This is a genomic window from Providencia sp. PROV076, from assembly GCF_028483405.1.
Lineage (GTDB): Bacteria > Pseudomonadota > Gammaproteobacteria > Enterobacterales > Enterobacteriaceae > Providencia > Providencia huaxiensis.
Genome location: NZ_JAMPRR010000032.1, coordinates 1 through 13,813 on the forward strand (window position 1 = coordinate 1; position 13,813 = coordinate 13,813).

Below are 13,813 nucleotides of genomic sequence, written 5' to 3' on the forward strand. Positions count from 1 at the left end.
AATCCGGACTCGACACCAGAAACGACGAACGCACTATTTATTGTAACGCCCCCCGTCACTAAAATCGCAGCAAATGACGGAGTTCAATTACAAATACGTTTTATTGGTGACAAACTCCCTACGAATAAAGAGTCTGTATTTTATTTAAATGTATTAGACATTGCGCCAAAGCCAAAACAAATAAATAGTGCCAATATGCTACAGTTTGCCATTCAAACACGAATTAAAGTTTTTTATCGCCCTACAAACCTCACAGAAAAGCCAAACAATGTCATCAAAAACATCCAATTTCATTTAGCTAAAGACGGTATTGTCGTCAACAACCCGACCCCTTATTTTTTAAATATTGCCAATATCTATCTGGCTAATAATAAAAGTCGTTCTATTGCAAAAAGCTCGATGGTAGAGCCATTTTCATCACAAACTTACTTTTCAACCGCTGATATTAATCACGGAGAAAATATAACAATAATTTATATTGACGATACTGGAAAACAAATTCAATACCAAACCAAGCTATAAAATAGGTTTAACACCTTTCATAGCTTGGTTGGTGATTTTAGGATTGAGCGGCAACTTTAGGCCGAATAAATAATGCAGGAACAGCAAGAAGCGCCATTAAATAAAAAACTACGCCATGATGAGCAGGTACTCGTTCATAAATGTATCCGACAATAATAGTCAGTACAGCTAACCCACCACCAGTTGCAAGTGCAGAGTAAACACCTTGTAATGGGATAATTTCATTTTCTTTTCTTGCACTTATAAAACGCATTGCCGCTAAGTGGCAAACCGTAAAAGTACCACTGTGCAGGATTTGCACCACAATTAACACCGGTAATGCCGTAAACGCGCCCATCAAGCCCCAGCGAATAATTCCACAAAAGGCTGATAACAGCAGTAAATTGCGAGCACTCCAACGCCTAAATAAACGGTGGCTTAACATAAATACAATGACTTCAGCAACGACACCGAGCGACCATAAATTACCAATCACTAAGTCTGAATAGCCAGCTTCTTTCCAAAATAGGGAAGCAAAGCCATAATAAGCCGCGTGAGCCCCTTGCAGTAACGTGACACAGATGAGAAACCTAACGACGTTTTTGTCTGCTATCAATTGTTTAAATGTAACCTTATTACCGCCATCCGCTTTCGCCGCCCCCATTGGCATAATTGCTGGCTTCAGCATTGCGCCTAGTAATAATGCTAAACAGCTTACTATCAAGGCCATCATGATGGCTTTATTACCCCAAACACCAGCTAAATACCCCATCAATGAGGAGCCAATAATGAAGGCTATCGACCCCCAGACGCGAATTTTGCCGTAGTCAAAGGTAAATTGTTTTTGCCATGCCCCCGCCAGAGAGTCTCCCAGTGGAACCATCGGCGCAAAGAATAGGTTAAACCCAATCATCACAAATAATAGCCATGCCCAGTGAGACCCCAGAGCAAAGCCAACAGAGAAAATGAGCGAAAGCCCAGCAAGTAAGCGTAGAGCCGTGATCAACTTCGAGGGCTCTTTAACTAAAGGAGTAATAAACATCGCGCCAAGGAAACGGGCTGCTAGCCCAACCCCTAACAAAACGCCAATCATTTCTGCATCAATTCCCTCACCTTGTAGCCAAACTGACCAAAATGGTAAGAAAATACTGTAGGCAAAAAAGTAGGTAAAATAATCAATAGCTAGCCAACGCGTTGATGGAATGACCATCACTCCTCCGTTTTTTCAATGCAAAAAACCCGCTCATACATGCATGTAGAAGCGGGTTTAGGTAATTAATATTACGTTATGTTATGCGTAAACTGGGTGTTTTTTGCAAATTGCTAATACTTTTTGCTTCACGCTCTCAATGGTCGCTTCGTCATTGAGGTTGTCTAGAATATCACACATCCAGCCAGCTAGCTCACCCGCTTCTGCTTCTTTGAAGCCACGGCGCGTAATCGCAGGAGAACCAATTCGTACACCAGACGTTACAAATGGGCTCTTAGGGTCGTTCGGTACACTGTTTTTGTTAACAGTGATATTCGCACGGCCAAGTGCTGCATCTGCATCTTTACCAGTGATGTCTTTATCAACTAAATCAACTAAGAATAAGTGGTTTTCAGTGCCGCCAGATACCACTTTATAGCCACGTTTTTGGAAAACATCGACCATCGCCTTCGCATTCTTAGCAACTTGCTGTTGATAAACTTTAAACTCAGGTTCCATCGCTTCTTTCAGAGCAACCGCTTTACCTGCAATAACATGCATTAAAGGGCCACCTTGAGAACCAGGGAACACTGCTGAATTGATTTTTTTGTATAATTCTTCGTCACCACCTTTAGCTAAAATTAATCCACCACGTGGACCCGCTAAAGTTTTATGTGTCGTTGTCGTCACAACATGTGCGTGAGGCACTGGGTTTGGATAAACACCCGCAGCAATCAAACCTGCAACGTGAGCCATATCAACAAACAGGTAAGCACCAATGCTGTCTGCGATTTCACGCATTTTTGCCCAATCAACCACACCTGAGTACGCAGAGAAACCACCGATAATCATTTTTGGTTTGTGTTTTTCCGCTTGCGCTTTGATATCGTCGTAGTCAATTTTACCGCTTTCATCGATACCATAAGGTACGATGTTATACAGTTTACCAGAGAAGTTAACTGGTGAACCGTGGGTTAAGTGGCCACCATGTGCAAGGTTCATCCCCAGAACGGTGTCGCCTGGTTGTAATAACGCCATATAAACTGCAGCGTTAGCTTGTGAACCTGAGTGTGGTTGTACGTTTGCGTAGTCAGCACCAAATAGCTCTTTTGCACGGTCAATTGCTAATTGCTCGACCACATCAACATGCTCACAACCGCCATAGTAGCGTTTGCCTGGGTAACCTTCTGCATATTTATTGGTTAGCTGAGAACCTTGAGCCTGCATGACTCGTGGACTGGTATAGTTTTCAGAAGCAATTAATTCAATATGTTCTTCTTGACGTTGTACTTCTTGCTCCATTGCTTCCCATAATTTTGGATCGTAGTCAGCAATATTCATTTCACGCTTTAACATTCGCTTCTCCTGCCTCAGCAATTCAATAGGTTGAAAATCGATTCATCGCAATGACACACAGTGTAAACTCTTTTTCACTCTTGAGATAGCCCTAAAGAAAAAATATACGCAAACGATTGCATTAATTTTTTTCACTTCATTTGCTTCTGAAGGCTTCATTATAAAATAGCCCAAATTTTAATTTTTGACGGACAAACCTCCAGATTTGTAATCCCCTTCTCATTATGTGCCTAAATTCACCCTATTTTCCCGGTTTGAGTCTTTACATAAACCCTTAAATATTATAAGTTGTATTTAAAATACATCTTTATAAATCGCCTTCATGGATCTCAAAAAATAGAGGTTAACTGAGATGAAATAATATTATCTCACTGATGTACAAAGAGATATTTTTGATATTACAAAAAATAGCTTTTTACCTTAACGATAACGAGAACATGAAAATAATTCAGGAGCACCTGTATGCTAGATAGCCAAACCATCGCCATTGTTAAATCCACCATTCCTGCCATTGCTGAAACAGGGCCAAAACTGACCGCACATTTTTATGATAGGATGTTTAAACAGCATCCTGAGTTAAAAGATATTTTTAACATGACTCACCAAATGAATGGGGACCAACGTGAAGCCCTTTTCAATGCTATCTGCGCATATGCTGTGCATATTGAAACTCCTGAAGCTCTCATTTCAGCTGTCGAAAAAATCGCCCAAAAGCATGTAAGCTTAAATATTAAACCTGAGCACTATCCCATTGTTGGGGAAAACTTACTCGCGGCTATTGATGAACTCCTTAACCCAGGCCAAGAGGTGCTTGATGCATGGGGAAGAGCTTACGGTGTTTTAGCCGATATTTTTATTGGTAGAGAAGCTGCGATTTACCAAGAAAATGCAGATAAAAATGGGGGTTGGGAAGGCTTACGTGAATTTAAATTAGCGCAAAAACAGTCACAAAGTGATGTGATCACAAGTTTTGAATTTGTTCCTGTCGATGGGCAACCTGTCGCTGATTACCGCCCAGGCCAATATATCACGATTTATGTCAACAACCCGGGATTTGAAAACCAAGAAATCCGCCAATACTCACTGACTACTGCCCCTAATGGTCGTAGCTACCGTATTGCGGTAAAACGTGAAGACCAAGGCGCCGTTTCTAATTTCTTACATCAACAATTAAATGAAGGTGACAGCGTGCATCTCGCACCTCCATGTGGGGATTTCTTTATCGATGTTGATAATACAACGCCTGTTACGCTAATTTCGGCAGGGGTTGGCTTAACCCCAATGTTAAGTATGTTAAATCATCTAACGGAACAAGCTCACAGCGCACAAGTAAATTGGTTCCATGCCGCTGAGAATGGTGCAGTTCATGCCTTCAGGCACGAGATTCAACAACTACTAGCAAAACAGCAAATTAGCCAATCTGCGATTTGGTTTAATCAACCAAGAGAGGAAGATCGCCTCGGGTTTGATTACCAATATGAAGGTTTAATGAATTTAGAATTGGTACGTGAATGGATTGAGCAACCGAATATGCAGTTCTATTTCTGTGGCCCTGTTGGTTTTATGCAGCACGTAGGTAAGCAGTTAATTGCAATGGGTGTCAATGCCGATGCAATTCACTATGAATGTTTTGGGCCACACAAGGTATTGCCCCTCAATTAATGCACAAAAAATGCTCTTCTGTTTAGGAGAGCATTCTATGAAACATATTAACTGAAGGAAATTGGTTAACTAGTGGAATGTTCGTAGTTTTCTAATTTAGCGGTAACGGGCTCGCATAATAAATACGCAATTCTAATCCCATTCCTGTGTATTTTCCGTTACCGCATTTTCATATCAACTTAAATTGACTAAATCGCTTCTTCGTCTTGCTCACCAGTACGAATACGGATCACGCGAGCGACATCATAAACAAAGATCTTCCCATCACCGATTTTACCTGTTTGTGCCGTTTGCATAATGGTTTCGACACAGTTTTCAACAATGTCATCAGGGACAACAATTTCAATTTTTACCTTAGGTAAAAAGTCGACCATATACTCTGCACCGCGGTAAAGTTCAGTATGCCCTTTTTGACGACCAAAACCTTTCACTTCAGTTACGGTCATTCCTGTAATACCGACTTCTGCCAACGCTTCACGGACATCATCAAGTTTGAATGGCTTTATAATTGCATCAATTTTTTTCATAAATAATTCCTGTTATGACCAGTTTTTACGGCCAAAACCTGAGGTGATCGGATAGCGGCGATCTTTGCCAAAATTACGCATCGTAATACGTGGCCCAACCGGAGCCTGACGACGTTTATATTCATTAATATCGACAAGACGCACAACTTTGCGTACTACGTCTTTATCGAAACCAAGTTTGATTAGGTCATTCACTGACAAGTCTTTTTCCACATAACCTTCTAATAAGGCGTCTAGCACATCATAAGGCGGTAAACTGTCTTGATCTAATTGGCCTGGCGCAAGTTCTGCTGATGGCGGCCTATCAATCACACGTTGTGGGATTGCAGGAGATAATGTATTACGGTATTTAGCCAACTCAAAGACAAGGGTTTTAGGCACATCTTTTAACACATCAAACCCACCCGCCATATCACCATAAAGCGTTGAGTAACCGACTGCTGACTCACTCTTATTACTGGTAGTCAGCACTAAGCGACGGCGTTTATTCGACATCGCCATTAAAATAACCGCTCGGCACCGCGCTTGTAAGTTTTCTTCAGTTGTATCAACCGCAGTCCCTTCAAACATAGGCGTTAACTGCGCCATAAATGCATCAAACATCGGCTCGATAGATACGATATCAAACTCAACACCAAGCAAATCAGCTTGTTCTTTAGCGTCGTGAATACTCATTTCAGAAGTATAACGGAATGGCATCATCACTGCTTGCACATGCTCTTTCCCTATTGCATCAACAGCAATAGCCACTGTCAGCCCCGAGTCAATACCCCCTGATAGCCCTAAAATAGCCCCATTAAAACCATTTTTATTGATGTAGTCACGAGTTGACATGACTAAGGCTTGGTATACCTGTGCAACAGGGTCATTTTCAATAAATACACTACCATCGCTCACCAGTGCAAGTTCATCAAATTGCACTGTAATAACCTGCTCTTTAAACTCTTCCAATTTAAAGGTTTGCTTGCCTTTGTTTGCAATGATTTTTGAGCCACCATCAAACACCAATTCATCTTGCCCACCCACTTGGTTGAGATACACAATTGGCATATGAGTACGTTTACAATGTTCGACTAATAAATCGGTTCGAATATGTTCTTTATTAATGTCATAAGGAGATGCATTGATTGTCAATAATATTTCAGCGCCAGCCCCTTTGGCTGCATCTACCGGCTCGTCATACCAAATATCTTCACAAATCAATAAGCCAAGCTGATAGCCTTTAAATTCAACGACACAGGTTTTTTCATCTGCGGTAAAATAACGAGGCTCATCAAACACGCCATAATTGGGTAGCTCTTGTTTAAAATAACGTGCGTGCAGTTTACCTTGGTAGAAAAATGATAATGCATTATAGATATCATCCCCTTCATACCATGGGTGACCAACGATAATCGCTGTCTCTGAGCTTGCTTTTTGTAAACGTTCTAATTGTGCGACGCAACGATCTTCAAAATCGCCACGAAAAATCAAATCTTCTGGTGGGTAGCCTGTCAAAGACAGCTCTGAAAACATGACAATATCTGTGTTTGGTGCTTGTTCACTCACAACTTGCAACATGCGTTCGCAGTTGCCTTCGATGTCACCGACTAACCAATTAAGTTGTGCTAGTGAAATATTAAGCTTACGGCTCATAAGGTGTTTTTTCTCCCGGAGCGTGAATATGAATTGCCTTATTCCACATAATGTAATCGATAACAACCATGTGGTAAATAATTCTTATTTATTCTTTGAAATCATTGGCTTCTAAATCATGGCGGCCAAGTAATTTATAAAATTCTGTACGGTTTCGTCCTGCCATTCGAGCTGCTTGGGTGACATTTCCCTTCGTCATTTGTAATAACTTACGTAAATAATTCAATTCAAATTGATTACGTGCTTCAACGAATGTCGGCAAGGCCGTATTTTCACCTTGCAGGGCTTGGCTAACCAACGCTTCACTGATAACTGGGGACGTAGTTAATGCAACACACTGTTCAATAACATTCACTAATTGGCGGACATTACCCGGCCAGCTTGCTGTTATTAAGCATTTCATTGCATCACTGGAAAAACTGCGTACGAAAGGTTTATGTCGTGATGCAGATTCACGTAATAAGTGATTAGCTAATAAAGGAATATCTTCTGAACGCTCATTTAACGCAGGAATACGTAAATTAACCACATTCAGGCGATAGTAGAGGTCTTCACGAAACTCATTTTTTTCCATCGCTTTAGGAAGATTACGGTGAGTTGCAGACAAAATACGCACGTCAATGTCTAAATCGCGGTTACTGCCTAAAGGACGAACTTTGCGCTCTTGCAATACCCGCAATAATTTAACCTGCAATGGCATTGGCATATCGCCAATTTCATCTAAAAATAACGTACCACCACTGGCTGCAAAGAATAACCCTTCGCGGTTACTGACTGCACCGGTAAAAGCCCCTTTCGCATGGCCAAATAATTCAGACTCTAATAATTGTTCAGGCAGTGCACCGCAGTTAATGGCAATAAATGGCTTACGAGCCCTAGGACTAGCTTTATGAATAGCCTGAGCTAATACCTCTTTACCTGTACCACTTTGCCCATTAATCAATACGCTAACATCAGATTGCGCCACCATATGTGCTTGTTCTAATAGCCGTATCATTAAGGGACTACGCGTGACAATGCCAGAGCTCCACTCTTCATCGCTAATCGGTGTCGAGGAGAGCGCGAGTGCCTCATCAATCGCTTTATACAACGCGTCTTTATCGACAGGTTTAGTTAAAAAACTAAATACGCCCCGCTGCGTTGCTGCTACTGCATCAGGGATAGAGCCATGTGCCGTTAATATAATGACAGGCATATTTGGATGCGCTTTTTGAATTTCATCAAATAGCGCCATGCCGTCCATTTCGTCCATGCGTAAATCGCTGATCACTAAATCTAATTTTTCTTTTTGTAAGATTTTTAGTGCTTCTGGACCACTTTCTGCTGTAGTGACTTTAAAACCTTCACTACTCAAGCGCATACCTAACAGTTTAAGAAGGCTTGGGTCATCGTCAACTAACAATAAACTTGCTGACTTGCGATTCGTCATTTTTGTTCATTCTCCGATGAATTTTGTTCTACTGGAGAAGATACGCTGTTACCCGGCTTTGGCTCTTCTGAGGAAATAGGTTTATCTCCTTCCCCCCCATTTTCCACATCTTTTTCGGTTTCGTTCGTGCTTTTTTTGCGAGAAGAAAGCTGACGTTCAATATCCGTTAAATTTTCAAGCTTACGGGAGGTCGTATTCAGCTCGAAAGCCAATTTAGCATTATCTTCCTTTAAACGGTCGAGTTTGCTATCCATTTCTTGCTGTAAGCGTTTATAGCGGGCCCCTGAGTCTGACAAGTTGATAATTTGCACTTGTTGCTCACGCCATAATTGTAATAATGGCCTTACGGCTGTTGGAAAATTCAAACTATACGTATTTATGCTATCAAGCATTTTACGGCGCTCTGCAATGGACGGATCCGCAGAATTCAACAAAATATTATGTTGAAATGCGCTCGACCAGTTTGTTACTTCTATTTTGCTTGCGTCTTCACGTGCTTGACTGGTTTCAGTGCGATCAGCACAGTCCATCATTCGCAACCAAAATAGTGCATTTTCCCGTGCAGTTGGCTGGTCATTATTCCAAATCGTTTCACATGATGTATAACGGTAGTCTGTAACTTTAACTTCTGGCACAACGACTTGGGCCAGAGTTTCGAGTGGTGACTGACCATTCTTGACTACACAACCACTTAAAATTAGGGAAAATAAAACCGCCCCAAAATTGAGCCCCGTACGTCTCATCACATAAGGTACTCTTTGATTATGTTTATTTAACGATGCGTTACGGTAAAGTACCGCCCAAACACCTGTAGACCGATTTACCATTATTCATTCTCTGCGGTTAGAGGCAGTTCAATTCTAAAACAGACATCTGCTGATTTATTGGGAACGAGAGAAAGTTCTCCTCCCATTTGTTTAATACAATCTTGCGCAATACTTAGCCCTAGCCCACTTCCTTTAACAGCACCTTTTCTTTGTAATGAGCCTTGATAGAACGGCTCAAAAATCATGCTTTGCTCAGATTCAGGAATTGGCGTTCCTGTATTCGCAACTTCAATCAGAAGCTTATTACCTGTTTGGCGACTAGAGATCCAAATATTACCTGATTCGCCACCATAGTGCACCGCATTGGAATAGATATTATCAATAACTCGCCCAAGAAGTGAGGGTTCAGCTAAACAGCTATCCACTTTTAAACGCACTTCTGTTTTGATGTTCTTAGCCCGTGCAGGTAAGTTATGTGCTTTGACGATATCTTCAATGAGTTTTTGTAAATCAACGATCTGTGCTTCTGGAGGGTCATCTACAAGCTTACGATTATAATCAAGTAATTGCTCAATAAGTTGCTGAAGATGCTTACTGCTGTGATCAAGAATTTCTACAACCTCTTTTTGAGACACGGTTAATGGCCCAGCAACCTCGTCCGCGAGTAACTCCGTCCCTTCACGCATGCTTGCAAGAGGCGTTTTTAATTCATGTGAAATATGGCGGAGAAATTCGTGGCGCTGTGATTCAAGCCATGCGAGTCGTTCACTTAACCAAATAATGCGCTGTGCGATTGTCCGTAGCTCCCTAGGGCCTTTAAAGCGATCAATATTATTGGCTATCGTACGCCCAGTACCGAGACGGTTAATCATTCGCTCGATAGCTTTAACGGGGCCAATAATCATCCGAGTGAATAGTGCCACTAGCAATGCGCTTAATAAGAATAAAATTAAACTTTGCCAACCAAATAGTTGGCCTTTATTCGCAATCGCTTTTTGCAACTGTTCCCCACGGCTAAAAATCACATCTCGAGTTTCTTGCACTAATAAGGCATTCTCAGTAGAAAATTGTTCTAAAGCCCGTGTGATTTTTTCTGTTGGTTCATTGTTTTCACATGTGACCGTCTTAAGCGCATCCAATGTTTTAGTCAACGCGGAAGTATCTGACGAGGCGGGTAAGATAGTACTCTGGCGTTCAAACATTTGCTGGTAGTCAGCAAACTGTTTCTGATATTGGGTTTTCAATGTGGCATCTTGCAAAACACAATATTGACGATAGCTCCGCTCCATTTCTAATGCGAGGCTACTCATCACTTCACTACGCCGTGCGTCAAGTAACGTGGTTTTATTGATATTGGCTGCTTGGTTACTCAGTTGCTCAAGGCTTTGATATGCTTGATAGGCTAATACTAATAAAGGAAGCAGTACAAGCCAAAATGCCATCACAACTAGTTGACGCAAGGAGCGAGGGAAAAAACGCCATTTACTCAATACATTCATCTCATACCCATTAAACGTATTGCAATGGTAGCAGAACTCCCTGTAATGCGAAAAGCACAATCCAAATTCTGTGTCCCATAGCGTTAAAATCAGACTAAGTATAAGAGTGAAATAGCAATGAACGTGCCAAGTTAATTGGTAAAAGACAATAGTTTTCAGGTAGGTATATTCTATAAAGCGAATTGTTTAATATCTGACTCGCCTAAAATATCTTCAGCTATGCCCTAAATAATTCGGATTGCAGCTAGGCGACAAGAGAAGATATCTCTATGAAGCATACAAAAGTATGTGACTAGAGTAGCTGAACGCAGGTAACAACGCTGCGGTTCGAAGTATGACGGGCATTATGATGGGCATAAAACAGGAAGGCGGAGTAAAGGACTCACCTTTACCCCGCCAGCGATAACAACTACTCTGATGGTTACTGCTTTTATATAATTATGTCTTTACATTAAAGATAATTATATAGGTGGTGCCTCACTCCACGTGTCGCCCTGTGTTTGATAAGGCCCTAAGGCGAATATCTGTGCTGTTGGACGGTAGGCACCTTACTTTGGCGTCATTCTTGGTTTATGTGGTATGTACCCAACTAATTTTGGACCTACATAAGAAGTTGAATGAGCAACTGAATATTATTATGCACATGCCGTGCCAACTTTTCAATTTATTTTTTAAAATATTAAAAAATAAGACAATTTATTTTTTACAGTCTATTCAGTGATTCTGGATACACTGAAACGGTTTATCTCTTTCTCAGTATTGTCGCTAATTTAAGACACCCTAAACACCAATCTTATAAGTCTATATTTATCAATAAGATAAATGTCTCCTTTTGGAGACACTCCTATGAGGGGTTTGTCGCTATTTTTATACACCTTGTTTTTTGGTTATTTATTATTCAATATAAATAAGTTTGCGTGAAAATTTTACCCCAATAAAAAAATTGCTCGTCATTATGGATGAACAGCAGAATTTTACATTCTGCTTCTAGCTTATCTTTTCCTATATTGATATAAGATTTCCCAATACCCTACTCATCAAATTGATAAAAAATATGATAAAAATCGCGTTAGTTGATGACCACATCGTTGTGCGTTCTGGTTTCGCACAACTTTTGACACTTGAACCTGATATTTCGGTTGTCGGGCAATATGCCAATGCTCAAGAGGCTTGGCTTAATTTGCTTAATTTAGATATTGATGTTGCCATCATGGATATTTCGATGCCAGATGAAAACGGTTTACAACTTTTATCACGGTTACGCCAAAAAAAGCCTGATTTTCGCACTATTATCTTGAGCATTTATGATACCCCAGCCTTTGTACAAAGCGCATTGGATGCAGGTGCCAGTGCTTACTTAACAAAACGTTGTGGCCCTGAAGAGCTAGTCCAAGCGGTTCGCTCTGTACACCAAGGCGGTTGCTACCTATGCTCTGATGCTATGCGAGCGCTACGCCATTCACCACAACAGCAAAAAAGCCTACAAGAACTGACGCCCCGAGAACGGGAAGTGTTTGATTTATTAGTGGCTGGCTTGAGTGTAAAAGTGATCGCAGAGCAACTTGAACTAAGCCATAAAACTGTGCATGTGCACCGCGCAAATATTTTAGGCAAACTACAATGTGAAAATACCATCGACCTTGTTCATTACGCGTTAGAACATAACCTAATTTCAAGGTAATTCAGGCATGAATAAAAGCTTACGGTTAACGCTGCAATCCATCTTTTTATTTTTTACCTATTCCCTGTTATGGATTGGGTTGTGGATCATCGGCTTTTATTTAAGTCAAAACAGTTTTCAGGCAACGTTGTTTCTTCCACAAGGCTTGCGCCTAGCATTGATGATTATCCTTTGGCGGCGCTACTGGCCAACACTGCTGCTTAGCGAAGGAATATTGAATTTTTGGTTATCATCGGAGCAACTTCTCTTTCAACCTGTTTTGCTGTTGTCTCCATTATTAAGTCTCGGTGTTGCTTTTGTTATTCAAAACATCTGGTGGCGCTATACGTTATATTGGCAACGATTATTATTATTGCTCGCAGGTGTTGCCGCAAATAGTGTATTACATGCCTTATTATTCAGTGGGTTATCACCCTATTCCATTAGCCAGTTATTTCTAACAACATTCACAGGGGGAATACTCCTTTCTCCTTTTGTTTACCTTATTTATGAGTATCTCCACGAACAGCACTACCAGATGTTACTGGATTATGGAACGCCAGATAAACAATTGCGCACATCCTTAATTGTTTGGTGTTTTCTATTTTGTGTTGTCGGGCTCAGTGTCCAAGTTTTTTTCGCCCCCGAAATCGAACGGTTAATTGTCCTTCTGGTATTTATTCCTAACGTTTTTATGGCCTACCGCTATGGCTGGCAAGGTGGCGTACTTTCTGCATTATTAGGCAGTTTAATTATTACTTTTGCACGGCAATTTCACGGGGCATTTGCCGATTTAGAAGAGTTAGAAATGTTTCTCAGCACCCAGGCCTTAATTGGCATTGGGCTTGGGATAGCAATTAGCCGGCAGAAACAATTAGCCAGTAATTTACAGCGTTATCGCCAACGCCTAGAAGAGGAGTTAAAAGCACGCCGCGACTTAATGCGGCAGCTCGTGCACACAGAGGAGGATATCAAAAAAGCGATTGCCCGTGAGCTGCATGATGAGATTGGGCAAAATATTACTGCCATCCAAATTCAGTCGATGCTAGTGAAAAAAACGGCGCCAGATGATATCAGCCACCAAGCTGCAAGCCAAATAAATGAATTAGCCCAGCAAATTCACCAATCTACGCGGCAAATGTTACGCCAATTGCGCCCTCCCGTATTAGATGAAATGTCCCTTGAAAATGCACTTAAGCACTTAATTGCTGAATTTTCTTTCCCACAAAATAATATCCAGTGCCAATTTCATTATGGCTTACAAGAAACACCGATCAATGAAACGGTTTTGTTTACACTTTATCGTCTCGTCCAAGAGTTACTAAACAATATCAGTAAACATGCAAAAGCCACACAAATCCACATATCTCTTAAGCAAATAGGTGACTCGATCCAGCTAGTTGTTGATGATAATGGCGTTGGTATTCCATTTAGCAAACGCACGAGTGGCTTTGGTTTGCGCGGTATTGAGGAGAGAGTTCGAGCCTTAGGCGGTGACTGGACACTGACCACCCAAAATGGAACACAAATAAGTGTTAACTTGCCCACATTTTGAGATAAAACCTCGCAAAACTAGGAATAATTCCTA

General features: G+C 41.1%; 11 protein-coding genes. 4 read left to right on the top strand and 7 right to left on the bottom strand.

Translation table 11 applies throughout. The features are described from left to right. A partial coding sequence (locus PSF67_RS18160) for a fimbrial biogenesis chaperone (RefSeq protein ID WP_272677420.1) occupies positions 1–522 on the top strand: 522 nt, incomplete at its 5' end. Positions 523–559: 37 nt separating this feature from the next. Here PSF67_RS18160 and PSF67_RS18165 read toward each other — a convergent pair. Further along, positions 560–1,711 carry a 3-phenylpropionate MFS transporter gene (locus PSF67_RS18165; RefSeq protein WP_195697447.1) on the bottom strand — a complete coding sequence of 384 codons (1,152 nt, stop codon included), beginning with the start codon at positions 1,709–1,711 and terminating at the stop codon, positions 560–562. 81 nt (positions 1,712–1,792) lie between these two features. Next, positions 1,793–3,046, bottom strand: a complete 1,254-nt coding sequence (glyA, locus tag PSF67_RS18170) for a serine hydroxymethyltransferase (RefSeq protein ID WP_102137535.1) — start codon at positions 3,044–3,046, stop codon at positions 1,793–1,795. Positions 3,047–3,508: 462 nt separating this feature from the next. Here glyA and hmpA point away from each other — a divergent pair, with 462 nt between their 5' ends. Beyond that, positions 3,509–4,708, top strand: a complete 1,200-nt coding sequence (gene hmpA / locus PSF67_RS18175) for an NO-inducible flavohemoprotein (RefSeq protein WP_206276251.1) — start codon at positions 3,509–3,511, stop codon at positions 4,706–4,708. A 188-nt stretch (positions 4,709–4,896) separates the two neighbouring features. On the opposite strand, the gene glnB is transcribed toward hmpA, so the two are convergent. The 5 genes from glnB to PSF67_RS18200 all read right to left on the bottom strand — a co-directional run bounded on the left by glnB (position 4,897) and on the right by PSF67_RS18200 (position 10,565). Further along, on the bottom strand, positions 4,897–5,235 hold the full coding sequence (gene glnB, locus PSF67_RS18180; RefSeq protein WP_004912721.1) for a nitrogen regulatory protein P-II: 339 nt from the start codon (positions 5,233–5,235) through the stop codon (positions 4,897–4,899). Positions 5,236–5,247: 12 nt separating this feature from the next. Next, positions 5,248–6,870 (bottom strand): NAD+ synthase, encoded by a 1,623-nt coding sequence (locus tag PSF67_RS18185; protein WP_272677422.1) that lies wholly within the window; start codon positions 6,868–6,870, stop codon positions 5,248–5,250. An 88-nt stretch (positions 6,871–6,958) separates the two neighbouring features. Beyond that, positions 6,959–8,299, bottom strand: a complete 1,341-nt coding sequence (gene glrR, locus PSF67_RS18190; RefSeq protein WP_102137532.1) for a two-component system response regulator GlrR — start codon at positions 8,297–8,299, stop codon at positions 6,959–6,961. After that, on the bottom strand, positions 8,296–9,126 hold the full coding sequence (qseG, locus tag PSF67_RS18195; RefSeq protein WP_102137531.1) for a two-component system QseEF-associated lipoprotein QseG: 831 nt from the start codon (positions 9,124–9,126) through the stop codon (positions 8,296–8,298). Before qseG ends, glrR begins: the two co-directional genes overlap by 4 nt. After that, on the bottom strand, positions 9,126–10,565 hold the full coding sequence (locus tag PSF67_RS18200; protein WP_272677423.1) for a sensor histidine kinase: 1,440 nt from the start codon (positions 10,563–10,565) through the stop codon (positions 9,126–9,128). The genes qseG and PSF67_RS18200 overlap by 1 nt, the downstream gene beginning before the upstream one ends. A 1,054-nt stretch (positions 10,566–11,619) precedes the next feature. On the opposite strand from PSF67_RS18200, the gene PSF67_RS18205 reads away from it, so the two are divergent. Both PSF67_RS18205 and PSF67_RS18210 read left to right on the top strand, forming a co-directional pair. Beyond that, entirely contained in the window at positions 11,620–12,246 is a 627-nt protein-coding gene (locus tag PSF67_RS18205; RefSeq protein ID WP_272677424.1) for a response regulator transcription factor, read from the top strand. A 7-nt stretch (positions 12,247–12,253) separates the two neighbouring features. Next, positions 12,254–13,780: an MASE1 domain-containing sensor histidine kinase gene (locus PSF67_RS18210; RefSeq protein ID WP_102137528.1), complete on the top strand. Its 1,527-nt coding sequence runs from the start codon at positions 12,254–12,256 to the stop codon at positions 13,778–13,780. The last annotated feature ends 33 nt before the right edge of the window (positions 13,781–13,813 follow it).